At 45.4% G+C, this 25,794-nt stretch carries 21 protein-coding genes; 4 read left to right on the top strand and 17 right to left on the bottom strand.

Annotated features, from left to right (window positions below; genetic code table 11):
- Positions 1-81: 81 nt before the first annotated feature.
- The 3 genes from yajC to EFA47_RS07380 form a co-directional block, all read right to left on the bottom strand.
- A complete protein-coding gene (gene yajC, locus EFA47_RS07390; protein ID WP_122642689.1) occupies positions 82-387 on the bottom strand; it encodes a preprotein translocase subunit YajC in 306 nt (101 codons plus the stop codon).
- An 83-nt stretch (positions 388-470) separates the two neighbouring features.
- Positions 471-1,607: a tRNA guanosine(34) transglycosylase Tgt gene (tgt, locus tag EFA47_RS07385; protein ID WP_122642688.1), complete on the bottom strand. Its 1,137-nt coding sequence runs from the start codon at positions 1,605-1,607 to the stop codon at positions 471-473.
- Between the two features lie 47 nt (positions 1,608-1,654).
- Entirely contained in the window at positions 1,655-3,424 is a 1,770-nt protein-coding gene (locus EFA47_RS07380) for a L,D-transpeptidase family protein (RefSeq protein ID WP_122642687.1), read from the bottom strand.
- Positions 3,425-3,588: 164 nt separating this feature from the next.
- Between EFA47_RS07380 and aroC the strand changes: the two genes are divergently transcribed.
- The 4 genes from aroC to EFA47_RS07360 are packed head-to-tail and all read left to right on the top strand — an operon-like array spanning position 3,589 to position 8,452.
- A complete protein-coding gene (gene aroC / locus EFA47_RS07375) occupies positions 3,589-4,704 on the top strand; it encodes a chorismate synthase (protein WP_122642686.1) in 1,116 nt (371 codons plus the stop codon).
- Positions 4,694-5,767, top strand: a complete 1,074-nt coding sequence (locus tag EFA47_RS07370; protein ID WP_122642685.1) for an ABC transporter ATP-binding protein — start codon at positions 4,694-4,696, stop codon at positions 5,765-5,767. The genes aroC and EFA47_RS07370 overlap by 11 nt, the downstream gene beginning before the upstream one ends.
- The gene (locus tag EFA47_RS07365) at positions 5,757-6,572 is read left to right on the top strand and encodes an ABC transporter permease (RefSeq protein ID WP_122642684.1); all 816 of its coding nucleotides are present in this window, start codon (positions 5,757-5,759) and stop codon (positions 6,570-6,572) included. Before EFA47_RS07370 ends, EFA47_RS07365 begins: the two co-directional genes overlap by 11 nt.
- Entirely contained in the window at positions 6,569-8,452 is a 1,884-nt protein-coding gene (locus tag EFA47_RS07360; RefSeq protein WP_122642683.1) for an extracellular solute-binding protein, read from the top strand. The genes EFA47_RS07365 and EFA47_RS07360 overlap by 4 nt, the downstream gene beginning before the upstream one ends.
- Before the next feature lie 102 nt (positions 8,453-8,554).
- Here the strand turns inward: EFA47_RS07360 and EFA47_RS07355 are convergent, their stop codons facing one another.
- From EFA47_RS07355 to srtB (EFA47_RS07290), 14 genes are all read right to left on the bottom strand, one after another.
- Positions 8,555-10,225, bottom strand: coding sequence for a nucleoside kinase (locus tag EFA47_RS07355; RefSeq protein WP_122644448.1), 1,671 nt, complete (start codon positions 10,223-10,225; stop codon positions 8,555-8,557).
- 178 nt (positions 10,226-10,403) lie between these two features.
- Positions 10,404-11,186: a Nif3-like dinuclear metal center hexameric protein gene (locus EFA47_RS07350; protein WP_122642682.1), complete on the bottom strand. Its 783-nt coding sequence runs from the start codon at positions 11,184-11,186 to the stop codon at positions 10,404-10,406.
- Positions 11,173-11,934 (bottom strand): tRNA (adenine(22)-N(1))-methyltransferase, encoded by a 762-nt coding sequence (locus EFA47_RS07345; RefSeq protein WP_122642681.1) that lies wholly within the window; start codon positions 11,932-11,934, stop codon positions 11,173-11,175. The genes EFA47_RS07350 and EFA47_RS07345 overlap by 14 nt, the downstream gene beginning before the upstream one ends.
- Before the next feature lie 10 nt (positions 11,935-11,944).
- Positions 11,945-13,054, bottom strand: a complete 1,110-nt coding sequence (rpoD, locus tag EFA47_RS07340) for an RNA polymerase sigma factor RpoD (protein ID WP_122642680.1) — start codon at positions 13,052-13,054, stop codon at positions 11,945-11,947.
- 57 nt (positions 13,055-13,111) lie between these two features.
- On the bottom strand, positions 13,112-14,887 hold the full coding sequence (gene dnaG, locus EFA47_RS07335) for a DNA primase (RefSeq protein WP_122642679.1): 1,776 nt from the start codon (positions 14,885-14,887) through the stop codon (positions 13,112-13,114).
- A 147-nt stretch (positions 14,888-15,034) separates the two neighbouring features.
- Positions 15,035-16,036 carry a deoxyguanosinetriphosphate triphosphohydrolase gene (locus tag EFA47_RS07330; protein WP_122642678.1) on the bottom strand — a complete coding sequence of 334 codons (1,002 nt, stop codon included), beginning with the start codon at positions 16,034-16,036 and terminating at the stop codon, positions 15,035-15,037.
- Between the two features lie 262 nt (positions 16,037-16,298).
- Positions 16,299-17,843 (bottom strand): polyphosphate:AMP phosphotransferase, encoded by a 1,545-nt coding sequence (gene pap / locus EFA47_RS07325; RefSeq protein WP_122642677.1) that lies wholly within the window; start codon positions 17,841-17,843, stop codon positions 16,299-16,301.
- A 16-nt stretch (positions 17,844-17,859) separates the two neighbouring features.
- On the bottom strand, positions 17,860-19,716 hold the full coding sequence (locus tag EFA47_RS07320) for an O-antigen ligase family protein (RefSeq protein WP_122642676.1): 1,857 nt from the start codon (positions 19,714-19,716) through the stop codon (positions 17,860-17,862).
- A gap of 165 nt (positions 19,717-19,881) precedes the next feature.
- Positions 19,882-20,514, bottom strand: coding sequence for a hypothetical protein (locus EFA47_RS07315; RefSeq protein WP_122642675.1), 633 nt, complete (start codon positions 20,512-20,514; stop codon positions 19,882-19,884).
- Between the two features lie 100 nt (positions 20,515-20,614).
- Positions 20,615-21,382, bottom strand: coding sequence for a class B sortase (gene srtB, locus EFA47_RS07310; RefSeq protein WP_122642674.1), 768 nt, complete (start codon positions 21,380-21,382; stop codon positions 20,615-20,617).
- On the bottom strand, positions 21,379-22,542 hold the full coding sequence (locus EFA47_RS07305; RefSeq protein WP_122642673.1) for an LCP family protein: 1,164 nt from the start codon (positions 22,540-22,542) through the stop codon (positions 21,379-21,381). The genes srtB (EFA47_RS07310) and EFA47_RS07305 overlap by 4 nt, the downstream gene beginning before the upstream one ends.
- Positions 22,543-22,956: 414 nt before the next feature.
- The gene (locus tag EFA47_RS07300) at positions 22,957-23,697 is read right to left on the bottom strand and encodes a hypothetical protein (RefSeq protein ID WP_122642672.1); all 741 of its coding nucleotides are present in this window, start codon (positions 23,695-23,697) and stop codon (positions 22,957-22,959) included.
- A gap of 60 nt (positions 23,698-23,757) precedes the next feature.
- Complete coding sequence (locus tag EFA47_RS07295) at positions 23,758-24,930, bottom strand: LCP family protein (RefSeq protein ID WP_122642671.1); 1,173 nt, start codon at positions 24,928-24,930, stop codon at positions 23,758-23,760.
- Positions 24,917-25,612, bottom strand: coding sequence for a class B sortase (gene srtB / locus EFA47_RS07290; RefSeq protein WP_164689946.1), 696 nt, complete (start codon positions 25,610-25,612; stop codon positions 24,917-24,919). The genes EFA47_RS07295 and srtB (EFA47_RS07290) overlap by 14 nt, the downstream gene beginning before the upstream one ends.
- Positions 25,613-25,794 lie beyond the last annotated feature (182 nt).

The raw sequence follows: 25,794 nt of genomic DNA, 5'->3' as shown, positions 1-25,794 counted from the left end.
ACCAGGGCCGCACATCCAGGCTTCTCTCCACAATCAGCTGCTCCTTATTATTCATCGTATTCCACGCTCAGAAACTTAGTATTACTCTGCACTTGGTTTCTCAATCTGCGCAATCGCCGCCTTCTGCATCGGTATGCGGCAGTTCTTGTTATTTCCGAATTCTACGATTACATCGTCATCCGTAATGTCAATAATCACCCCGTAAAAGCCACTTGTCGTCAGCGCCGTATCCCCCACTTCCATTGTGGAAAGCATTGCCTGCAGTCTCTTTTGCTCCTTCTTCTGGGGGCGCATCAGGAAAAACCACATACCGCCGATCACCACTACATAAATCAGGATGATGGGACCCATCCCCGCCGCTCCGCTTGAAGCTAATAAACCATTCATTTTATTTCCTCCTAACTCCTATCTTTAAGCAATAAAATAACTATACACAAAAAAGCAAAATTCTTCAAGTACTTTTCACATATCTACATCTCTTTTACAGACTGCATACCTTTAAGCTTCTTCTTTTTATATGCTTTATATTCACCTGCCTCAATGGCCGCTCTGATTTCTTCCATCATTGTATTATAGAAATAAAGATTGTGGAGCACGCAGAGGCGCATCCCCAGCATCTCTTTTGCTTTCAGAAGATGGCGTATATATGCCCTGCTGAAACTTCTGCATGCGGGACAGGCACATCCTTCCTCAATAGGGCGGGCGTCTGTCTCAAATTTTGCATTAAAAAGATTCAGCTTTCCATGGTTTGTATAGACATGGCCGTGCCGTCCGTTCCTGGTTGGATATACGCAGTCAAAAAAGTCCACCCCTCGGTCTACGCCTTCCAGTATATTGGCCGGAGTTCCTACCCCCATCAAATAGGTTGGCTTTTCGTCAGGCAGCCATGGGACAACTGCATCCAGTATCCGGTACATATCCTCGTGGCTCTCTCCCACCGCCAACCCTCCCACGGCATATCCATCCAAATCAAGTTCCGTGATCTGCTGTGCATGTTCTATGCGGATATCCTCATATATACCGCCCTGGTTAATCCCAAACAGCATCTGGTGAGGGTTGATTGTACCTGGAAGTGCGTTCAGCCGGTTCATCTCTGTTTTGCAGCGCTTCAGCCACCGCGTTGTCCTCTCCACAGAATTTTTTATATACCCCTTGTCTGCCACACTAGACGGGCACTCGTCAAAAGCCATGGCAATCGTAGAAGCAAGGTTGGACTGGATACCCATACTCTCCTCAGGCCCCATAAAAATTTTACGCCCGTCTATATGGGAGTGGAAATGTACCCCTTCTTCTTTAATTTTCCTCAACCCGGCCAGTGAAAACACCTGGAACCCTCCTGAATCAGTAAGGATGGGCCTGTCCCAGTTCATAAATCGGTGAAGGCCGCCCATTTTTTTGACAACTGTATCTCCGGGACGCACATGGAGATGATATGTGTTGGAAAGCTCCACCTGTGTCTTAATGCCCCTCAGGTCATCAGTAGAAACAGCGCCTTTGATGGCTGCCGCTGTCCCCACATTCATAAAAACCGGTGTCTCCACCACCCCGTGCACTGTATAGAGACGGCCCCGTTTTGCAAGGCCGTCCTTTTTCAATAATTCGTACATATTTACCTCTCAATTACCTTATCTCTAATAATAGGAAAGTCCCCACATTAATAGTGCATGATTACCGGCACGCCGATAGATAACATATTATATAATGCCTCAGCCTGGTCATAGGGCATATTTATACACCCATGAGAACCCACGGTCGTGTACAGGGAACCCCCGAATGCAGGCTGCCATGTGGCGTCATGGAATCCGATCCCTGTCCATGTAATCCGCATCCAGAAACTAACAGGTGTCTCATACTCCGGCTTTCCCGTCTCAGGGACAATCTCCCCCACCAATGTCTTATTCCTCTCCAGCTCCAGGATATTGTAAACACCGGAAGGTGTCTCCTTATCAGGGGTGGGGAAGCCTGTCACAACATCCGTGGCAAGAACCACGGCCCCGTCTACAACATACCACATACGCTGCGCTGATAAATCTACCTCTGCATATGTATTTCCCCAGTCAGCCTCCCCGTGGGATGCGGCTGTCTGATAGTAGGCAGGCTCCTTCTCCACTGTCTCCCCATTCTTGATACTGTTAGTAAGGGCTGTGAACTCTGTCTCCTCGTCAATAGACCAGCCATAAGTGCCGCCAGACACTTCCGTTGTCTTCCCATCCGGCGTTGTGATGGTCCTCGTAGTTCCCACCGTATCATACTTATCGCCAAATTCCGTGAGCCATGCCCGCACGGCCTCCTCATTGAAATTCACATTCATATTCTCATCCACAGACAGCCATGTGGAGATCAATGCTTTATCCACCACTGCCGGCTCGGACATGGTATACGTAATGCTCGCCTTGGTATAGTTGTTCATAGTGTCGCAGGCCTTCTGGACCTCCTCTGATTCTGAAGTATACTTAGGAACCGCATAGCACTCCTCCTTCTCCATATCCAGCTCGTGGTTAAACTTTGAAATGTATTGGTTCACCTTCTCCTTCAACACTTCCATATTTACGGCAGTCCCCGTCACCTCAGGCTCAATCACGAACTTTTCACCGTCGAACTTCGGGGTGGCTGACGTGGGTGGTACTTGTTCCGCCGTCACAGCCTGTAAATTCTGTATTTTAGATTCCAGGGCAGCAGTATCATAAGATACTTCTACAGTTACTTTAGCTGAATTGGGAGAAAAGAACGCCACCGGCCACAGAAAACTATTCTGTTCTTCAAGCGCTTTTTTGATATCATTATTTTCTTTGTAAGTCAGTGAAATCTCTGTGCCATCGATTGTATCTGTCTTGCAGTCTTTTTCATGGATGGTCAGACTATAATCTTTGACTTCCTTTTTCATATAGGCCACAACATCTTCAACACTTTTGCCCGAGAAGTCGTGTCCATTTATCTCCGTATTCATAAAGAAATGGCTCATAAAGAATACCGACACACCTATATATGCCGCGGCCAGCACAGCCACAATTGAGCCTAGTACTATCCAAATTTTTTTCATACTTCTTTTCTGCCTGCCTTTTTTCCTCCGGGACTTTCTTTTCTCTGTCTTCTTTTCTTCAGGTTCATCCTCAAAAATATCGATATCCTCGCTGTCCGGTTCTTCCTCCAGAGAATAGCTGACAGGCATTCTCCCTGGTATTTCCTGTGTCTTGGTTTGGCTGGCGCGCTTTTCCACAGATGCAGCTTCCACACTTCCAGAAGATTCCCCGGCATCACCCGCCTCTTCGTCGTCCAGGAAATAGTCCTCATCCTCTTCGCTGATCTCCTCGTCCAGGAAATACTCCTCGTCAGTATCGTCTATTTCATCAAAGTAGTAATCTTCATCCAAATCCTTATCTTCAGAGTCAAAGCCTTGCAAATTTTCCTTGTCATTTTTGCTCATTTAGTATTACTCCCTCTGTTTTAATCAATATCTAGTCCACATTATATTACGAAAACATAGAAATGTACAGTATAAAAGTATGAATTTAAAGATAAATTAAGGATTGCGTGTTTATATATCTTCTTATATAATAAGCCTATGTGTAAAATGAAAGGAGAATTGCTATGAGCGGCTCAACATTTGGTAAACTATTCCAGGTAACAACATGGGGAGAATCCCATGGTGCGGCAATCGGCGCCGTCATCGACGGATGTCCTGCCGGGCTTAAACTGGATGAAGCAGATATACAGCGCTATCTTGACCGGAGAAAACCAGGACAGAGCAAGTATGCCACTAAAAGAAATGAGGCGGACCAAGTGGAGATTTTGTCTGGAATTTTTGAAGGCAGAACTACAGGCACGCCAATCTCACTGCTTGTCCGCAACCAGGACCAGCGTTCCCGCGATTATGGCAATATTGCATACACTTACCGTCCCGGCCACGCAGATTTTACTTTTACTTCCAAATATGGGTTCCGGGATTACCGCGGCGGAGGGCGTTCCTCTGGCCGGGAGACAATAGGGCGGGTGGCAGCCGGTGCTGTCGCTTCATTATTATTAAAGGAAATAGGGATTCATCTGGTTTCTTATGCAAAGTCCATTGGGCCAGTCACAGTTCCTGCTGAAGCCTACCATTTTTCCGAAATCACCCAGAACCCTCTCTGTATGCCTGACAATAAGGCGGCTGCAAAGGCCGCCGAGCATCTGGACACATTGATGAAAAACCAGGATTCCTGCGGAGGAACTATAGAGTGTACCATCACCGGCCTTCCTGCCGGACTGGGGGAGCCTGTATTCGACAAATTAGACGCCTGCCTTGCCAGAGCCGTCATGTCCATCGGTGCCATAAAAGCGGTGGAGATTGGGGACGGCATTCTTGCAGGCGCTTCCACAGGCAGCCAGAACAACGATGCCTTCGTCCTGTCCGACGGAAAAGTTTGTAAGCAGACAAACCATTCTGGAGGGACACTGGGCGGAATGAGCGACGGTTCCCCTTTAATCCTGCGCGCCACAGTCAAGCCTACTGCTTCCATCTCACAGACACAGCAAAGTGTCACCGAAAGCGGCGAGGAAGTCAGCCTCTCTATCCATGGGCGGCATGACCCTATTATCGTCCCTAGGGCAGTCGTGGTGGTGGAGGCCATGGCGGCCCTCACAATCGCCGATCTGCTCCTGCAAAATATGGGCAGCCGGCTGGATAAAGTCAAAGACTACTATACGGAGGAAAAGAATGTCCAATAAATTAATTGATATTGTCAATATCACCAAATCCTTTGACGAGAACGTTGTCTTAGATCAATTAAATCTCTATATCCGGGAAAATGAATTCCTGACTCTTCTCGGGCCAAGCGGCTGCGGCAAAACTACCCTTCTTAGAATTCTGGGAGGTTTCGAAACTCCAGATTCCGGGGACATTATTTTTGACGGTAAAAATATTAACAGCCTTCCGCCAAACCGCAGGCAGTTAAATACTGTGTTCCAGAAATACGCCCTATTCTCCCATATGTCCATCGCTGAAAATATTGCTTTTGGCCTGAAAATCAGAGGCAAGACAAAAGGATATATACAGGATAAAATACGTTATGCCCTTAAGCTTGTAAATCTGGAGGGGTACGAGGCAAGGACGCCAGATTCCCTCAGCGGCGGGCAGCAGCAGCGGATTGCCATTGCCCGGGCCATTGTGAACGAACCAAAAGTCCTGCTTCTGGACGAACCCCTTGGCGCCCTGGATCTGAAGCTGCGCCAGGACATGCAGTATGAGCTGATACGGCTGAAAAATGAGCTGGGCATCACATTCGTCTATGTCACCCATGACCAGGAAGAGGCCCTGACTATGTCCGATACCATTGTGGTCATGAACCAGGGATATATACAGCAGATAGGCACTCCCGAGGACATATACAATGAACCTCAAAACGCCTTTGTGGCCGATTTCATCGGAGACAGTAATATCCTTCCGGCTACCATGGTGGAGGATAAAGTTGTGAAGATGCTGGGAGCCATATGGCAGTGCGTAGATGTAGGTTTTGGCCGGAATACGCCTGTGGATGCGGTTATCCGGCCGGAAGACATTGACCTGGTAAAACCTGGGGAGGGAAGTATTGAGGGCGTAGTCACCCACCTTATTTTTAAAGGGGTCCACTACGAGATGGAAGTCCTGGCCAATAATTACGAGCTTCTTGTACACAGTACAGATATGTTTCCGGTGGGAACTGAGGTGGGCATAAAAGTTGACCCTTTTGATATTCAGATTATGAAAAAACCCGAATCTGAAGATGCGGAGGCTGTTGGAATTGAAGAATAGAAAACTGCTGGCAGGCCCTTATCTGTTCTGGGCCCTGTCTTTTATTGTCATTCCCCTTCTTATGATCGTCTATTACGGCATGACAGATAAAGAAGGGACATTTACATTCATGAACCTGGCACAGATTACTACCCCAGAGAATTTAAAGGCCCTGGGGCTGGCTTTGCTGCTCTCTTTTATAAGCACCATCCTGTGCCTGATCCTGGCTTACCCTCTGGCCATGATTTTATCAGAGAAAGATGTGAACCAGACGAGCTTTATTGTTTTAATTTTTATTCTTCCCATGTGGATGAATTTTCTGCTGCGCACCCTTGCCTGGCAGAACCTGCTGGAAAAGAACGGGGTTATCAATGCAGTCCTTACATTTTTCCATCTTCCGCCCCAGGCAATTATCAATACGCCCTACGCGATCATACTCGGGATGGTATATAATTTTCTCCCTTTTATGGTTCTGCCCATTTACAATGTCCTGTCTAAAATTGACAAGGATGTTATTTCTGCCGCCCGTGACCTGGGCGCCAATAACCTGCAGACCTTCTCAAAGATTATATTCCCTTTGAGTATCCCTGGCATTATCAGCGGCATCACCATGGTCTTTGTTCCTTCCCTGACAACATTCGTGATCTCAGACCTGCTGGGAGGAAGTAAGATACTTCTTATCGGTAATGTTATTGAACAGGAATTTAAACAGGGCAGCAACTGGAATGTGGGATCTGGCCTATCCTTAGTCCTGATGATTTTTATTATTGCCAGTATGGCGCTGATAGCCAAATACGACAAGAATGGGGAGGGTAATGCATTTTGATTAAAAACGCACTGAAACGATTCTATCTAATATTAATTTTTGTCCTGCTCTACTCTCCCATCGTCACTTTAATGGTCCTGTCCTTTAACAGCGCCAAGACCCGGGCGAAGTGGGGCGGCTTTACAGGAAAATGGTACGTCTCCCTGTTCCAGAACCAGGATATTATGAATGCCCTGTATACGACTCTGATCATTGCCCTTGTCTCAGCCCTGGCAGCAACGGTCATCGGTACAGCCGCGTCCATCGGCATCCAGGCAATGAAGCCTAAATTCCGCACTCTCTTCATGGGAGTTACGAATATTCCCATGCTGAATGCAGACATTGTTACCGGCATATCCCTGATGCTTCTGTTTATTGCATTTAGGTTTTCCCTAGGATTCTCCACCATCTTGCTGGCCCATATTACTTTTAATATACCTTATGTCATACTCAGCGTCATGCCGAAGCTAAAGCAGACAAGCAAGAGCACCTATGAGGCTGCACAGGATCTGGGCGCCTCCCCTTTATACGCTTTTTTTAAAGTAGTATTCCCAGATATTATGCCCGGAGTATTTTCAGGATTTTTACTCTCCTTTACTATGTCCCTAGATGATTTTGTCATCACCCATTTTACGAAGGGTCCGGGCGTGGATACGCTGTCCACCAAAATCTACAGCGAGGTCAGAAAAGGTATTAAGCCGGAGATGTACGCACTTTCAACTATTATGTTCATGACTGTGCTTGTTCTCCTTTTCCTGGTGAACATCACACCGGATAAAAAAACAGATTCTTCGGCAAAACGGATTGAAATCCGGAAATCACACCGCATATCCCGGTTTATTTTCCGGAAATTTGTTCCCACAGTTATGGTAGTGGTGATTATAGCCGGAGGGTTTTTCTACGGTTCCCAGAACAGCCGTACTGACGGCAACCAGGTGATTGTATATAACTGGGGTGAGTATCTGGATCCGGAAGCCATTACTATGTTCGAGGAAGAGACTGGGATCGATGTGGTATATGAAGAATATGAGACCAACGAAATCATGTATCCAAAAGTCCAGTCCGGGGCCATAGCATATGATGCAGTCTGCCCTTCTGATTATATGGTGCAGCGTATGTTAGAAAATGACCTTTTGGCAGAGATTAACTTTGATAATATGCCAAATATCAAATATGTGGACAAGACATATATGGAGCAGTCCCGGCAGTTCGACCCTGAAAACAAATACTCAGTTCCCTATCTCTTCGGCACGGTGGGAATCCTGTACAATAAAACTATGGTAGATGAGCCTGTCGACAGCTGGAGTGTCCTCTGGGATGAAAAATATAAGGACAGCATCCTGATGCAGGACAGTGTGCGCGATGCTTTTGGAATTACATTGAAATATCTGGGTTATTCCCTGAATTCTACCGATTTAGATGAACTGGAGGCTGCCAAACAGCTTTTAATTGAGCAAAAGCCTCTTGTACAGGCCTACGTTATTGACCAGGTGCGGGATAAAATGATTGGCAATGAAGCTGCCATCGGGGTGATTTATTCTGGTGAGGCACTCTACACCCAGATGGAAAACCCTGATCTGGAATATGTCATACCAAAAGAAGGGTCCAACCTATGGATCGATTCCTGGGTCATTCCCAAGAATGCCAAGCATAAAGAAAATGCGGAGAAATTTATAGATTTCCTCTGCCGCCCTGAGATAGCTAAAATGAATTTTGATTATATTACCTACTCTATCCCCAATACAGAGGGACGTAAGTTGATTGAGGACGACTGGCTTAGAAATAGTAAGATCGCATTCCCTGACCCAGAATCTCTGTCCAACTGTGAGACTTTCCAGTTCCTGGGGGATGACAACGACGCAGTTTATAATCAGCTCTGGAGAGAAGTAAAATCCAAATAAATTTCCTATTAAAGAGGCCCCTCCTGTACGGATTAAAATATAGAAAATCCATACAGGAGGGGTTTCTTAAATCTTTATACATACTTTTTGCTTTGGCCTTAACTATACATGAAAGCAGCCGCCGCCTATGAACTCCCTTAAAAGTGAGTTGGTAGGAACAGATTCACTCCCTATTCCAACAAAATAATCAAAAAATTTCAGCAGTCTTTTTGCCTCTGCATATTCTGGGCACTTCTTATCCATGCCAAACAAAAGAGGTTCTATATATTGCTTCAGGACAGCCAGTTCATACAAAAGGGAAGAATTGAACATCACGTCAGCCCCTTCCTGGTATGGAAAGATATTCTCTTCCTCCCCTCTTCTGACAGAGGGCCACATGGCGATTGTATTTCTTGCAGTAGTCCCCCTTGTCCTGGCATCTCTCACAATACGGCGTATCAGACGCCCATCTGTGGAGGGGATCCGGTTATGTTCATCAATATTAAGCTGGGTCAGGGCGCTGATATATATTTTAAATTTATAGTCGTCATTGAGCGCCTCTGTCAGCCTGGGGTTCAGGCAATGGATTCCCTCAATGACAAGTATATCCTGCCTTCCAAGCTTTTTGGGAACCGCATCATACTCCCTTTTTCCTAATTTAAAATTAAATATGGGAAGATATATCTCCTCACCTGCCAGGAGGGCCCGCATATCTTCATTAAATTTCTTTACATCAATTGCTTCCAGACATTCAAAATTATAATTCCCGTCAGCATCCCGGGGTGTCTGCTCCCGGTCCACAAAATAATTGTCCACTGCTATGGGATGGGGGCGCATGCCGTTGACCCTTAACTGTATGGAGAGACGGTGGGAAAAAGTTGTTTTCCCTGAAGATGACGGCCCTGCTATCAAAATAAATTTTACATCCGGGCGCTCTGCAATTTTTTTGGCAATTTCCCCAATCTGGCGTTCCTGATATGCCTCCTGCACAAGAACCACCTCGCTCATGTCCCGGTGTGTCACCATATCGTTTAAAGCGCCTACTGTCTCTATACCTTGCTGATCCCCCCAGAGTACAGATTGTTTTAATACCTGAAAAAGCTTTGGCCTGGGAACAAGGGCGTCCACCCTCTCAGGCTCTGAGCGTGTGGGCATCTGTATGATAAACCCTTCGTCATACAGATGCAGGGCATAGTATTTCAGATATCCAGCATCCGGCACCATATACCCGTAATAATAATCTTCAAATTCATTCATCCGGTAAATATTGACTTTAGAAACTCTTCTGTACTCAAAAAGCCTTTCCTTGTCAAACATACCATGCTTCTTAAATAACTCCACCGCCTCTGTCGTGTGGATAGAACGTTTTTCTATGGGAATCCTGTCCCTGCACAGCTCCTTCATCCGCAGGTCCACTCTGTCAAGAAAATCCTGGTCTAATGCCACATCCCCTTCTATGGTACAATAATATCCTTTGCTCACCGAGAAATGGATCCTGACCCTCTCAACATTTTCATGGCCCCCCACATCGTGAACTGCTTTTACAAGCATAAAACACAGGCTTCTCCGGTAAGTCTCGTATCCTATGGCATCCCCGGTGGTGATAAACTCTAATTCACAGTCTCCCTCCAGCCTTTTATCCAGCTCCTGGAGCCTGAACCGGTTGACAAACACAAGCACGATCTGGTGCCCATACCTTGCCTGAAAATCTTCTGCTATCCTCTGATAGGAGGTTCCCGCCTCATATTCCCTCACTTCACTTCCAATACATACTTTGCATGTTTTTGCTGCCATTATATTCCTTTCCGCATCCACATATTTCATAAAACAATTCTAATTACTCTGCCAGCACCGCCTTTTTATTTCCCCAAACAAGGAGCCAAGAGGACTTGTACAGATCCAATTGGCTGTTGCCGCGAGGGCCCAGTGCCCCGTTGCTTACATCGGGGTACTAGGCTATTGAAAACGATATTTAAAGTATTTGGAAGGGATGCATGGCCGGCGCTGTTACTACTTTCAGTCCAGGAAGCTTCCGTGCCAGAAATTTCTCCATATCTTCCATAAAAATATATTCTGTGCCATAATGCCCGGCATCAATAACTGAAAGTCCCTGCTCCCACGCATCTATCCCTTCATGGTGCCCCATATCCCCAGTCACCAGCACATCTGCCCCCTTTTCCAAGGCAGGCTCAACTGCGCTTTTCCCTGACCCCGGGGATATAGCCATCCTCCTTATTGTCAAGTCCAGGCTCCCAAATACTTTCACAGGCCCTAGTTTCAGCTTATGCCTGACATATGCACTACATTCCTCCAAAGTCAGCGGAACAGGCAATTTTCCCACCCTGCCTATTCCTTCTGGTTTCCCATCCTGTACCCTGGTTACATCCAGCACCTCTGGCTCTTCAAGTCCCATCAGCCTGCCAGAGAGCTCTGCCATCCCAAGCACATCATAATTCGTATGCATGGCATAATAAGACAAGTCATTCTGGATCAGGCAGAGAATCCTTTTTCCGATAAAGTCTTGATCTGTCACTGCCTTAAGAGGTGAAAAAATCAGCGGGTGGTGGGTGATCAGCATATCTGCCCCAGCCTTCAGTGCATCCTCTATGACCGGGCCTGTAGCATCAAGGGCAAGATAGACGCATCCCACTTCCTTTTCAGTCCTGCCCGCTAAAAGTCCCACATTATCAAAATCCAGCGCTGCCTCCTTTGGGTAAGTGTCCTCAATGACTTTTATAATATCACTGCAAAGCATAGTATTTTAGTCCTTTCTCCACAAAAGTAATCTCTCTTTCCAGATCTCTGGCTCTTCGTCCTGCCCTGTCACTGTGCTGTGCAGACAGGGCGGCATAGATCTCTCTTTTCACAGACAGCTCCCGCTCTAGAAATATTTTTAATATGGGGTGACGTTTTTGCAGGAGTATCCTTCCATATTGTATCTCCAGGCTGTCCCATTTTACGCCTTCCCTGTCCCCATTTTTCCCCCTTGCTGTCTCTGCCGTATTCTGCCGAGGGCTGCCATGTCCGGAAGGGGGCAATACCTTGATTACGGTATAGAATTTCCCATCCTCCAAAACCATATCTTCATCTACAAACGAAAAACCTTCCTGCAAAAGGAAGGCCCTGACTTTTGCAATCTCTGACTGGGGCTGCAGAATCAACTCTTTAAAGCTAACAGCCACATCAAAGCTCTCCTTCAATATCTTGATAGCCAGGCCGCCCCCCATTCCTGCCAGCACTGCAGCTTCTGCCTCCATTTGTGCAAGCTGTTTCATCCCGTCTGAAAGCCTTGTCTCTATGCCACCTGACAGTCCATGGTCTTTTATATTCTTCCGGGCACGCGCAAGGGGCCCCCTGTTGATGTCCACGGCGATGGCCGAGGGAATAACTTCTTTCTCCATAAGATAAATGGGGATATAAGCATGGTCTGTGCCTATATCCACCGTTTTATACCCGGCAGTCACCATCCCGGCTACTGCCGCCAGTCTTTTTGATAATTCCATAATACGCCGCCTAATCCAGATAGTCCCTCAGCTTCCGGCTGCGGCTGGGATGGCGCAGTTTTCTGAGTGCTTTTGCCTCTATCTGGCGGATCCGCTCACGGGTGACGTCAAATTCCTTGCCAACCTCCTCCAGTGTCCTGGCCCTTCCGTCATTCATTCCAAAACGAAGCCTGAGAACCTTCTGCTCTCTCTCTGTCAGGGTATCAAGAACCTCATCAAGCTGCTCCTTCAAAAGAGTCTGTGCAGCCGCCTCTGCCGGGACAGGCACGTTGTCATCCTGGATAAAATCACCCAGATGGCTGTCCTCCTCCTCCCCAATGGGCGTTTCCAGAGATACTGGTTCCTGGGAAATTTTGAGGATCTCCCGCACCCGCTCTACAGGCATGTCCAGCTCCTTGGCGATCTCCTCGGGCGCCGGCTCACGCCCCAGCTCCTGGAGCAGCTGCCTGGACACACGGATCAGTTTATTGATCGTCTCCACCATATGCACTGGGATACGGATCGTCCTGGCCTGGTCTGCAATGGCCCTCGTGATTGCCTGCCGTATCCACCATGTGGCATAAGTGCTGAATTTATACCCTTTATGATAATCAAATTTCTCAACTGCCTTTATCAGTCCTAAATTCCCTTCCTGAATCAAGTCCAGGAACAGCATGCCCCGCCCCACATAACGCTTTGCGATACTGACCACCAGACGGAGGTTTGCCTCTGCCAGCTCCTTCTTGGCATCTTCATCCCCGTCCTCCATGCGCTGTGCCAGCTCAATCTCTCTCTCCGCACTTAAGAGGGGCACCTTTCCGATCTCTTTTAAGTACATACGCACAGGATCCTCGATGCTGACTCCATCCGGCACAGACAGGTCGATGTTCTCCATATCCACTTCATCGTCGTCCGAAATAATGACTTCCACGTCCACGTCATCGTCATCGCCGCTGATTCTAAGCACATCAATATTATTTGACTCAAGATGATCGAACACTCTTTCCATCTGTTCTGCATCCAGTTCCATATCATTGAAAAAATCATTGATCTCCTGAAGCTCTAAGATACTTTTCTTTTTCTTTCCCAGCACAGTCAGTTCTTTCAGCCTCTCGTCAAATTTCTGTGTGTTTTCTTCCATGTGTCCATCCTTCCTTCGCCTATACGCAGTATATGGCTATCTTGTATTATTTTATCCTTATTCAATAGAAATATGCAGTTTCTTTATATCATCTAGTATATGTTTCTCTTCCATCAGCCTCTGGAGTCCTTTCATATCCGTGGGATCTAAGTGCATGGTCCTGTAATCAATGCTATTGGCCTTGACCCGCAGGATTGTTTCCTTGAGCGCCTGTCCCTGCTCTTCCTTTGTGGACAGCTCCCTGATTTTTGTATGGAACAGGGAGGCCGCCTCCCTGTGTTCCTCCTCGGCAGAAAAGTGGTTCAATATTTTTGCCGGATTAAGTTCTCCCGACTCATATTGCCTGTAAAGAAGTTGGGCCACAGTCTGGTACAGCTTCTCGGTAAAATCATCCGGGGTTATGTACTGCCGGATAGTCCCAAACAGCTTTGGATCCTCAATCATCCAGGTCAGCAGGACCTTTTGGGACACCCGTATCCCATCCTCTTTCGGCTTTTCTTTACTGGAAACTGGCTTTGGCCGTGGGGCGGGCCTTGCCATGCCCTCTTTTACGGCAGTTTTCACAACCAGCTTCCTGAGGCTCTCCGGTTCAGCCTTATACTCTGCGGCTACAGCCTCAATGTAATTATTCCTCTCCAGCTCGTCCTCGAAACTTGTCAGACGCTTTGCCGCTTCATTAAAAAAGGCTGTTTTCCCTTCCGGGGACGACATATCGTATTCCCCGGATAAGATCTGAAGACTGAACAGAAATCCGTTCCTGGCATTGCCAATCCTCTTCTCAAACTCATCTGCCCCCAGGTTTTTAATAAATTCATCCGGGTCTTTGTAGGGATCCATACGGATGACCCTGGCTGCGATCCCCGCCTCCTTCAATATAGGCACTGCCCTGAGGGCGGCCCTGGTTCCCGCGTCATCACTGTCATATGTAAGATAAACTTCATTAGCATACCGCTTAATCAAGGAGGCGTGCCCTGTTGTCAGGGCCGTGCCGAGGGAAGCCGCCGCATTGGCAAATCCTGCCTGGTGCAGGGCAATCACATCCATATACCCTTCACACAGCAGCAAATACGGCTTGCGGGATGTCCGCGCCCTATTCAGTCCGTAAAGATTCCTGCTTTTATCAAAAATCTCCGTCTCTGGTGAATTGAGGTACTTGGGTTTACCATCCCCCATGACGCGCCCGCCAAAGCCTACTACACGGTTATTCACATCCATGATAGGGAACATGACACGGTTCCAGAACTTATCATAGACACCGTTTTTCTCATCCGTGTTTATCAGGCCTGCCTTGCGGATCAACTCTTCACTGTATCCCTTTTTTCTCAGAAACTGGAATAAATCATCACTATACTTGTTGGAATACCCCAGTCCAAAAGCTTTCATTGTGTCCTCTGATAATGCCCTGTTTTTCAGATATGTATAGGCCGTTTCCCCCTGCTTTGAACGAAGCTGTACATAAAAATACTGTGCGGCCGCCTTGTTGATCTCAAGGAGCACAGCGCGCTGATCAGCCTTCTCTTTCGCCTCCTTTGAATATTCTAATTCGGGCAGCGCCACCCCCCCGCGGTCGGCCAGGGACTTCAATGCTTCCGTAAAAGAATAATTCTCATACTCCATCAGAAATGTAAACACATTTCCCCCGGCTCCACATCCAAAACAATAGTACAGCTGTTTGTCCCGGCTCACGGAAAAAGAAGGGGATTTTTCATTATGGAAAGGGCAGAGGCCAAAATAGGAACTTCCCTTCTTTTGCAGCCTCACATACCCTGAAATGACATCTACTATATCATTTTTCATTCTGACTTCTTCTACCAATTCCTCTGGATAATACATAGCTTCCTCCAATGTGCCTAAAAATTACATTCCTGCCAGCCTATATGCCAAAGGCCCTTAAACAGCTATTTTAAACCCAGGCATCCCATAAATATGCCTGCAGATGAAACTCTATTATATATATTCGACAAAACCTCCTGATTTCCTTTAATTTTTCCACGCCTCAGGAACAAAAAATTCTCCATATTTTTTCACGGCATAATTATCCGTCATTCCTGCTATGTAGTCACACACGATCTGCTCCCTGCAGTCCTTCCGCCCATAGGCTTCCTGGAGAAACTGCTGGGGAATGCGGTCCATATGCCTGATATAGTAATCATAGAGTTGTTCGATCAAATGGACCGCCTTATCCTCCTCCCCCTTTGCCCTGGAGTTCATATAAACATTTTGAAACATAAATTTGCGCAGTCCTCCCATCGCCTCCTTGACTTCCTCGGACATCACTATTTCCTCCCTGTCCATACTGTGGGTGATTACATCATGGACCATGGTATTTAGCCGCTCTTTGCTTGTATTCCCTAAAACTTTCCGATACCTGGAAGGAATATCTTCCTCTGCCAGGATTTTGCCCCGTATGGCATCATCAATATCATGGTTGATATAGGCAATTTTATCCGACAGCCTAAGTACCTGTCCTTCTAATGTATGGGGATGGCCAGATGTCTGATGGTGGAGTATGCCGTCTTTTACCTCCCAGGTAAGGTTCAGTCCCGCCCCCCGCTTTTCCAAATATTCTACCACCCGGATACTCTGTTCATTGTGGCTGAAATGATAGACACTGTTCAAGGCCCTTTCACCGGCATGCCCGAAAGGTGTATGGCCCAGATCATGGCCCAAGGCAATAGCCTCCACTAAATCCTCATTCAGCCTGAGTGCTTTGGCAATAGTCCTGGCATTCTGGGAAACTTCCAGCGTGTGGGTGAGCCTTGTCCGGTAGTGATCCCCTTTGGGAAGCAAGAATACCTGGGTTTTCTGTTTCAGGCGCCGGAATGCCTTGCAGTGCAGTATCCGGTCCCGGTCTCTCTGGAATACAGGGCGTATGTCGCACTCTGTTTCCTGTCTCTCTCTCCCTCTGGAGTCTCTGCTAAAGACTGCATAGGGACTTAAATAGTGCAGTTCTCTCTCTTCCATCTGTTCTCTGATTGTCATAGGCCTGTCCCTCATCATGAAAAAGAATGCGCAAAGCACATTCTCATTAAATTATATCCGGAATCAGCGCCCCATAGCCTTGGGGTATGGCCGCCCTGTTCTATATATACTATTCTGCAATTACTGCCTATTTCCTTTATTCTCTTGGCATAAAAGGCCAAACAGGCATATTTTCATATCCGTTTGGCCCCCTATAGGAAGAAGCCAGTTAGGATCTGCCCTTTGCCCCAGGCTTGACGCCCAGTCAATTCCCAGAAGTCCATTATTTTAAATCCCTTATCCTATCTTCCACTGCCTGGACTACAGATTCCAGCACTTTAATACGGGCATAATATTTATCATTCCCCTCTACCACAATCCAGGGCGCGCTTTTAGTGGAGGTACGTATCAGCATCTCATTGACTGCCTCTTCATACTGCTCCCATTTATCTCTGTTCCTCCAGTCCTCCTCAGTGATTTTCCACTGTTTCTGGGGATTTTCCTGACGTGCTTTAAAACGTCTCTCCTGCTCTTCTTTATCAATCTGCATCCAGAATTTCATGACAATGGCGCCTGCATTCACAAAATCTCTTTCCATGTCATTGATTTCTTTATAGGCTCTCTGCCATTCCAGTTTTGTACAGAACCCTTCTATACGCTCTACCATGACGCGCCCGTACCAGGTGCGGTCAAAGACCGCAATATGCCCCGCCTTTGGTACTGCACTCCAGAAACGCCAGAGATAATGATGTGCCTTTTCAATATCATTGGGGGATGCTGTCGGATGGACTACAAACCCTCTTGGATCCATCTTCGCTGTCAGCCGTTTAATTGCACCGCCCTTGCCCCCTGCGTCCCAACCCTCGAACCCCAGTATCACAGGAATCCTTCTTCTATAAATCTCCCCGTGGAGAAGACGCATTTTCTTCTGGAGCTCCTTCAGCCTTCTCTTATATTCTGCTTTACTCAGGCTCAGAGTCAGGTCTGCCCTGGACAGCACAGATTCTCCCAAAGATTTTTCATCCACTGTTGTCCTGACCGCTTCGGCTGTAATATTTCCTTCCTCTGCAAATTCTTCAATGGCCTCCGCCGCCTTCTCCTTAGCTTTTTTCTTTATTACTTTGTCAAGCTGTTCTTCCAGTGACTTTATGATCACAGAATAAATCTTTACTGTAGCGAATCTTCGGTCTGTTGCCTCAATTATGGTCCATGGAGCAAAATCTGTATCTGTAATCTGCAGCATCTCCTCCATCATCTGGCTATACTCTTTATACCGTGCATTCCGTTCTAAGTCCCCTTGGCTGACCCTCCATGCCGTTTCCCTGGAGCTTTTCAGCTTCTTCAGGCGACTTTTCTGCTCCTTCTGGTCAATATCCAGTAAAAGTTTTATTATAATGCAGCCGTCCTGGGCTAGCTGCCTCTCAAAAGAACAGATGGACTGGTAGGCATCTGAAATTTCCTTTATTTTTGTTTTCTTATCGAACCTTTCAATCAAAACCTTGCGGTACCAGCTTCCATCAAATATAGCAATCCTCCCTTTTTCCGGTGTTTTTGTCCAAAACCTCCAGAGGAAAGGATGAAAGTGTTCTTCCTTGGACTCCTCCTTTACCGCATACACAGTAAATCCACGTGGATCCAAGCTTTGGATCAGCTCTCCAATCTGCAGTCCTTTCCCAGATGCCCCAAATCCTTCAAATACGATCATGACAGGGATATTCAAGGCTTTTAACTGTCTCTGCAGTTCTCCTATCCTTGCTTCAAGCATAGGCATCTTTGCCTTATACTCTGCCTTTGTCATTGATTTCGTGAGATCCACCTTTTCCAACATACACTTTTCCTCCAACCTAATGCTTCTTTGTAGTATTTACGGTTTTATTGTTTTGTAAACCTTCTCTTCCACATTTGAAAAGAATCCCAAAGCTGCAGCCAAATAGAAGCCAGAAAAAGGGACTGACAGTGATACTGCTGTCATTTACTATCCCTGTAACCTGATAAGCCAGTACCCCGCAGAAAATCCCATTTTCATAGCCTGTCCCCCAATTTCCCCCGATGCAGATCTGCCGTACTTTTTTGGCTATATGATAGATACATAAAGCCAGCAGGCATATAAGTGAAAGAATCCCTGTAGCGGCTGCCGTCTGGATATACCAGTTGTGGGCCTTTTCCACAAATAAATCACAGCTTCCATGGGTATTGAGCATTCCTGCTACTTCTGACTGTGGGAAATAAAATGGAAACGTGCCAACTCCCTTGCCAAGTACAATACATTCTTTTAATACAGGCAATATACTGACCCATGCATATCCCCGCCCTGTAAAAAGAGAGTAAAATTTGTCCATTCCTTCTATGGCAGGCTGGGGGATTTGGGCAAGAGGCTGTCCATTAAATGAATTGTAAAACAATCCGTTTTGATCCAGGTAAAACACCACCGGATCCTCATAGCCTAGATCTACCTCCAAAAGCTGATCCATCACTCCCAGTTTTACATATTGATACTCTTCCCCGTCCAATGCCAGCATACTGCCCTCTGCAGCAATTGTAAGCTCTTTCCCATTCTCATCGCGGGCCGTAAACCAGGAGGCTATATCTGGGCTTTCCTCCCTGTCAGGATGGTATTCTAAAGAAAAACCTGAATCTTTTGAGTCCACTTTCAGAATTCCTTCATCCAACTGGATTTTGTCCACATAATATAGAGAATCCCCTGCAGTATAACTCTCATTAACAGCCGTACCCTTCAGCATTTTGCTTATGCCTGTAATCCCGCCCGCTGCTCCCGCGCCAAAAACAGCCAAAAAAACAGAGATGCACAAAAATCCTACAGAAAACAGAAACCCCAGAGATTTGGAAAGCAGGCACAAAATTATAATCGAAAAAATGGCTCCATATAAAGGTCCTGTTGCCCCCGACAGCACCAGGCCGGCCAGGAATCCAGCGGAGGACAAAAACCCCAGAACTTTCCCGCTCTTCCCTCTTGCTTCCCAGAAAATCCCAAGTGCTGCCGGCAAAAGCAGGGCGCAAAACCCACCCAAATAACCAGGGTTTCCAAAAGCCAGTACAGCCTTGTTCTGGAAAGAGTCCACAAACGCCCTGGCCACATGCCCATATCTGTCTGGCGTCAAAAGCCTCACAAACTCCTCGTTCTCAAAGGGGGATCCCCATATCCACTCTGCCACAGAGCATATGCCAGTCAGAATACCCAGAATAAAAATGCCAGCTTTCAGGTATCCCCTTCCTTGTTTCTCCGAAAAAAGCATGTAGCCGCCCAAAAATAAGAGGAGATATCCTCCCATTGCCAAAATCCCCTCATACTCCTTACATAATCCCCACAACGCAATTTCCCGGTGCTCTGAAAAGATACAAGAGAGCAGGCATAGTCCTGCATATCCAGCAAGGATGCTAAACAACAGGCGCACTTTTGCCCTCCCGCTTAAAATCTGCTCTTTTACACCAGGTAAAAACAGATATGTTAAAATCCCTGCCAAGAGTGCAATAGAAAATACAACCAATCCCCATTCTTTAATATAGTAAAAATAATCTGCAATAAACCTGGATTTTTTTGCAAAATATATTAAAGAGAGGCCTGTCGGCTGTTCTATATGGCAGTAAGCCAGAAAAGGGTAAATTACTATAAAGCAGACTGTCAAAGTACATAGCGCGCGCTTTACTAAATCTGCCGGTTTTCTCACATCGTCTATTTTCATTGCCTTGGCCGCTCCTTATGCCTGATTTTGTAACAATACTGTTATAATGCGTTGATAATACAGCATATTAACCAGGTATACAAAACCCTATCAAGCTGTAAACAGATTGATAGGGTTGCAGATTATCACACAAAATAACTTATGTTTTCTTTTTAATATTTAATATTATCTTCCTGTCTTAGGAGATACTTTTACTGTAGATGACGCCTCTGTAACTTTGCCCTTGTTAAGGTCAACTTTACCAGCTGTATTTTCCTGCTTGTCAAGAATTACAACTTCGCCGTTAGATAATACTTTAACGATAGCTACTGGAGAGAAAGAATCAAAGTGAGCATCTACATATGCACCATTTCCATCATCTTTAACAACTGCTTCAAATACTTCCCATGTTCCGTCATGTTTCTGGTGAAGGATGTATACAGTATCTCCAGCCTGCAGGCCGTATGAATCTGCGATCTCAAAACTTGTGTCGATTCCGCCTTCAGGCATTTTGCCGATATTCAGGTCGCCTGTAGCAAGTACTACAACTTCATGGTTAGCGTCTACCTGATATCCAGCCTGGCTTAAAACATCTTTTACATTCTCTTCGTTAGCCAGGAAATCTTTTACTTCCTGTGCTGTCTCGTCGATAGAGTATGTTAAATAGTTTCCGTCTTTATCCTGTGCAAGGCCTACGTTCTCTGGCATTGTTGGATAAGTAGGATCCTGTGGGCTCTCAACAGCAAATGCTGTAAGAGTCATGCTCATGCTCATAACAACTGCAGATGCAAGAGCAGCAAATTTAGCTAATTTTCTCATTTCCTTATTTCCTCCTGGTTCTTATTATTTTGTGTGATGTTTCCAGCCAGACAAGCCTGGCCAGATTATATTAAAATGCTGCGAAGCACCTTAATATCCCTTATTCCTCATCCGGAAGCAGCACTGCATTGACAAGCCACCGCTGATCTGGGAATTCATCAATACAGGTGGAAAGAGTTATTACATTACTGCCGCTTTCTACTTTTAAATCTGTATTGATGTTGCCCGTCATACTTGCATTGAGCTCATTAATATATTTATCAAAGTCTGACGGATCTGCAAAATTATAGTTGCCCAAAATATATCTGTCGTCAAATGCTACTGCCGAAAATATCTGGTATTTGAGCGCTTTATCCGGCAGGTATATATAAATATATGGATTTGCATCAAAAAATGCCTTATCCGTATAATTATGCAGTTCTGTAAACATCGTGCCTTCGGCCAATGTATGTCCATAAATCACAGTAACTGGATCCCAAAAGCTTGTATTGTTATACTTCTCTGTATAAATGGCGCCCGGAAGCCCCACCTTTTTATCCATCGTCGTATTCAGGTAATAGTCGTCCGCCTCCACTGCACTTTGAAGAATCGGATAATCTACATTTGTCCCCGGAATAGTAATCCATGCATATATATCTGGATTCATGGCCTGAAGTTCTTCAAAGTTGACTTTACTCTCATAAGGGTCGTCCCCCTTGTCAACCACTTGCTCCTGTATCTCCTTGTACTCTTCCTCAATCTTGAGTGGTTCTGCCTCCTTAGGTTCAGAGGCCTTTTTGTAAATAAATATCCCTCCTAGAATTCCGGCAATAATCACTACTACTGCCACAATACATACTGCAATCATACTTTTCTGTTTCTTTTTCATTCCTTCTCTCCTTTATCTGATGTCTCATTCTGTGTTGTTGTATCCTCCGGCTCTGTAGCCTTTTCCCCGGAGTCCTTCACCTCCTCATAAAAGGTATTGATAACCAGATTTTTAAGTTCTTCTTTATTGACATGGTATTCCTCATAAACTTCGCCCATCCTGGACTCCCCGGGTATCTGCAGCATATTCGTCTCCTCCAGGGGGATTTCCAGAAGCTCAGGCACAAGATATGTTATATCCTCCGCCTTCACATCTGTGCTCATATTGGCCTGCAGCTGCTGGTACATAGTGACAGGCAGAGTCAGATCCTGTGAAACTACCGTCTTTGCCTTTTGAAGAAAGGCAGTTATATACTGTTTCTGCCTTTCCATCCTGCCTAAGTTGCTGCCCTCCACGCTTTCATTCCTCTGCCGGACATAATCCAGGGCCATCTGTCCCTCCAGATGGATTTCTGTGCCCTGTATAAATTCTCCCGCGTACCATTCCAGACTCTCAAGAACTGTTAAATCTACACCGCCGATGGCGTCATTGAGCAATGGTATTGCTTGAAAATTAACCGCACAATACCTCTGGATGGGAACCCTGTATAAAAGTTCTGAGACAGTATCTACCATCAGTTTGCCGCTTTGTTCTGTTGTCCTTCCATAAGCATACTGATAGGTCAGCTGCTTCTCCTCAGTCCCGGCTTCATTCCCCTGATCGTCTGTGATCGTAACTGGAAGTATCACATCCCGGGGGATGGAGATTATCTGCAGGGTATTCCTGTCTGTGTCTATGCTCACCAAAAGAATGGCATCTGCCAGTCCCAGACTCCCTGTTTCCCTTTTTTCCTCCATAGGGATATCCTTGTCAATTCCAAGGCAGAGTATATTGACGATGTCTTCTCTATATTTGTATTCTTTTCCGTTATGTATGATATAATGGCCTTCTTTGCGCCCTGCTTCGGTGGATGCATTGCTCACCTTAGTCTTCAGATTCTTCTCCCCTTTTGACTGCATAAAGAAAAAAGTGGCAATAACAAGCGCTATAATTGCAAAAACTACTGCCAATGCAATCAGCAACACTTTTTTCCACTTCTTCATCTTGCGCGGCTCAGGGACGTCCTCCAGCTCATCCAACGTCACTATGTCCATATCATTAAATTTTTCCAGCTTTTTCATAGTCTCATATCACCAAATATATCTATAATCAGAAGATATTCAAACAAATATCTGCTTCTGCTAATTCTATAAAAAATATATCTTAAAGTATCCAAGGAGAGGCACAAAATTCTCCCCGGAAATCTTTACATTTAATTTCTCATTAATCATACTCCTGTCCACATTTTTTGTCAATGCAATTTACTATGAATTCCCTGTATTTTATTACATTTTTTCTGCAAATTATGACTTTTTCATGTATATCTTTTTATATGTCATGCATATAAAACATTCATAAATTAAGGGCAGAAAGGCTCCCAGTCCAAACTGAGAGCCTTTCCAACCACACATTTTATATACATGTATCCACAAAAATGTGGACTATCCTAAAGGCAAAGTTATGAGATGCCTTTGGGCATATGATTTGATGACGGATTATCTATCACCTGTTTTTGGTGACTTTCCAGTGGTGCTTACTGACTGTTTAACAGCTGTTGTTGTGCTGCCTGCTTTTTTATCATCAGATTTCGTATTATCTGCTTTTTTATCGTCAGCTTTCTGGTCATCTTTTACATTGTCATTAGCTGGTGTCTTATCTGGATCTTCTGGAGTTGCAGGATCCTTTGGTACATCAGGTACATCTACAGATGCAGTCTTAACAAACACTACAGGTGAGAAGCCTGTCATTGTCAAGGTGAGGCTTCCATCCTCATTTACAACAACATCAATGATCTCCCATGATCCATCGTCTTTCTGATGAAGTGCATAAACAGAGTCACCTGCCTGGATGCCTTCCATGCTGTCGATTACAATCTGAGCCGTCTCGCCTTCATTAAGCTCTACATGGATATCTACTGATCCAAGTACTACTACTTCATCAGCATCCTGCAATTTTTTTGCAACTTCTGGATTTGTTGTAAGGTTTTCTTCGATAACACTTTCAACAAAGCCTTCTTTTTCTACTGCTTCCTGGACTTTTTCATCTACAGGCTTCACATCCACAGCTACTTCTTTGCCATTAACTAAAGCAGATACCTGCTCCTCTGTCACGACTGTCTCTACCGGCGGCTTTGCATCCGGCTTAGTTCCCTCTGTGCTCTCAGCGGCAAATGTAGTAACTCCCATTGCCAGGCACAATGTAGCTGCCATCACAACAGCCAAAAATTTCTTCTTCATGATTCTTTCACTCTCCTTAATTTTATACATGTGTGGTTTTATATATTAAAGCAAAAAGCTTTAATAACTTTCTTCTGTATTTTCGGAAACCTCGTCATAAAACATAGAAATAATCATTTTCTTGAACTCTTCCTCATTGACGTGGTACTCTTCATATCTCTCTCCCATTCTCGTCTCTCCTGGAACTACAAACAAATCCTCTTCCAGAAACGACATTCCCATAACCTCTGTGGCGAGATAAGTAATTTCCCCTGCCTCTATATCAGTACACATATTTCCCTGTAAGTCGTTGAACAGCCCTACTGGTAATGTAATATCTGTGCTTAATTTTTCTTTAGCCGCTGCCGCAAAAGATACCATATAAGACTTTTGCCGGGCCATCCTGTCCATGCTGCTGGCAAAAACCCCTTCGTCTCTCTGCCTTAGGTACTGAAGAGCCTGCTCTCCATGCAGGACGACAGTGTCGCCCACTTGGTAATCCGGGAACCAGTCGATAATACTCTCATCCATAATTACCGGGACACCGCCAATTCTGTCATTCATTACTGGAATTGCCTGAAAATTTATGGAACAAAACCGCTGGATGGGAAGTCCATAGCAAAGCTTGGACACAGCATCTTTCACTAACTCACAGCTTTTTTCCTGCCCATCTCCATATGTATACTGCAGGGTAATCTGCCCCACCTCTGTTTTCACATACTTATCAGCAGTATCATATATATCTATCTCCGTCATGGTATCCCTAGGTATGGCCAACAGCCGCATTTTTTTATTTTTTTGATCCAGGCTGACAATAAAAATAGCATCTGACTGGCCCATACTGTTGGCTGCCTTTTCTTCCGCCATTGTCACCTCTTTGTCAACCCCCATACAGAGAATATTGACCATATCCTGCCTATATCTGTATGCTTTTCCATCGTGGTAAATCAGATCTTCCTTCTTCCCCTCTGCTGTTGTCTTTTCAGCCTTTATATCTTCCTGTATTTGTTCCCTGCCGCTTTTATGCAGTGTTACTATGGCCATTCCCAAACTACAGATAAGCAGGAAAAATATCCCCCCTGTCACAAGAAGAATTTTCTGCCATGTTTTTATTTTCCTATTGCCAGGTACAGACTTTACTCCTGGTATTTCCGCCTCCAAATCTGCCGCTTCATATTCCAGAATATGTATATCCTGTCTCTCTTTGCCAGCTTTCCTGCCCTTGCCCTTCTGTTTTTTATCAATCTTCCTCATCTACAAGCACCGCCCCCACTAGCCAACGGTTATCTGGTTTTTCTGCAATACAGGTAGACATCGTAATTATTCTGCTTTCTGTGCTGACCGGAATGTCCGTATTGACCACCGACTGCATATCCCTCAAATCATATATCTCATCCAGAAAGAGCTGATAAGAAGAAGGATTGTCGAAATCAAAGCTCAGCATCAGATGCCTGTCATCAAACACAACTGCCGCAAAAATTTGATATTTCAGCATCTTGTCAGGGGTATAAATATACACATAGGGATTTGTATCCATGAAATTTTGATCCGCATATTTATGCAGTTCAGAAAACATAGTGCCGTCAATCAGGTCATGGCCATAAATAATGGTATTTAAATCCTGGAAATCCTTTGTATTGCAGTTCTCTGTATAAATGGATCCGGGATACCCCTCCACTCCTGTTAACGTTGTATTCAGATAATAAGACTGGTCGCCATCCTCCTTCTGGAGAATCGGATAATCTATATTCGTGCCTGGTATTTTAATCCATGCGTAGGCATCTTGGTTCAGTTCCTTAAGCTGCGTAAAATCAACCGGACTTTGATAGTCAGCCTGTTCTGTATCCGGCTCCTGCTCCTTTATGACTTCTGAAGCTATATCCTCATATGTCATACTTTTTTTCGCCTCTTCTGCCTGGCGTGCTTTTTCCTTCAATAAATAATTCCCAAAAAAATACATACAATAACAGCTGCACAAACACCAACTGCCACAGCTGCCCATAAAATTTTTCTATTTTTATTCACTTTTTTCATGTAAAGTACTTCTCCCTTTCTTACTCCTGAACCGATATTAGCCATTTATGGCTAATATTATTATACCCCACTTCTGGCTAATAT

The sequence above is a fragment of the Luxibacter massiliensis genome (genome assembly GCF_900604355.1).
In the GTDB taxonomy this organism is placed as follows: domain Bacteria; phylum Bacillota; class Clostridia; order Lachnospirales; family Lachnospiraceae; genus Luxibacter; species Luxibacter massiliensis.
Note: the sequence above shows the minus strand (reverse complement) of the source record. Positions and strands in the feature narration are given on the sequence as shown.

Coding starts and splice junctions, on each gene's coding strand:
- yajC (WP_122642689.1), bottom strand. CDS start 387: ATGAATGGTTTATTAGCTTCAAGCGGAGCGGCGGGGATGGGTCCCATC.
- tgt (WP_122642688.1), bottom strand. CDS start 1,607: ATGTACGAATTATTGAAAAAGGACGGCCTTGCAAAACGGGGCCGTCTC.
- EFA47_RS07380 (WP_122642687.1), bottom strand. CDS start 3,424: ATGAGCAAAAATGACAAGGAAAATTTGCAAGGCTTTGACTCTGAAGAT.
- aroC (WP_122642686.1), top strand. CDS start 3,589: ATGAGCGGCTCAACATTTGGTAAACTATTCCAGGTAACAACATGGGGA.
- EFA47_RS07370 (WP_122642685.1), top strand. CDS start 4,694: ATGTCCAATAAATTAATTGATATTGTCAATATCACCAAATCCTTTGAC.
- EFA47_RS07355 (WP_122644448.1), bottom strand. CDS start 10,225: ATGGCAGCAAAAACATGCAAAGTATGTATTGGAAGTGAAGTGAGGGAA.
- EFA47_RS07350 (WP_122642682.1), bottom strand. CDS start 11,186: ATGCTTTGCAGTGATATTATAAAAGTCATTGAGGACACTTACCCAAAG.
- EFA47_RS07345 (WP_122642681.1), bottom strand. CDS start 11,934: ATGGAATTATCAAAAAGACTGGCGGCAGTAGCCGGGATGGTGACTGCC.
- rpoD (WP_122642680.1), bottom strand. CDS start 13,054: ATGGAAGAAAACACACAGAAATTTGACGAGAGGCTGAAAGAACTGACT.
- dnaG (WP_122642679.1), bottom strand. CDS start 14,887: ATGTATTATCCAGAGGAATTGGTAGAAGAAGTCAGAATGAAAAATGAT.
- EFA47_RS07330 (WP_122642678.1), bottom strand. CDS start 16,036: ATGACAATCAGAGAACAGATGGAAGAGAGAGAACTGCACTATTTAAGT.
- pap (WP_122642677.1), bottom strand. CDS start 17,843: ATGTTGGAAAAGGTGGATCTCACGAAATCAATGACAAAGGCAGAGTAT.
- EFA47_RS07320 (WP_122642676.1), bottom strand. CDS start 19,716: ATGAAAATAGACGATGTGAGAAAACCGGCAGATTTAGTAAAGCGCGCG.
- EFA47_RS07315 (WP_122642675.1), bottom strand. CDS start 20,514: ATGAGAAAATTAGCTAAATTTGCTGCTCTTGCATCTGCAGTTGTTATG.
- srtB (WP_122642674.1), bottom strand. CDS start 21,382: ATGAAAAAGAAACAGAAAAGTATGATTGCAGTATGTATTGTGGCAGTA.
- EFA47_RS07305 (WP_122642673.1), bottom strand. CDS start 22,542: ATGAAAAAGCTGGAAAAATTTAATGATATGGACATAGTGACGTTGGAT.
- EFA47_RS07300 (WP_122642672.1), bottom strand. CDS start 23,697: ATGAAGAAGAAATTTTTGGCTGTTGTGATGGCAGCTACATTGTGCCTG.
- EFA47_RS07295 (WP_122642671.1), bottom strand. CDS start 24,930: ATGAGGAAGATTGATAAAAAACAGAAGGGCAAGGGCAGGAAAGCTGGC.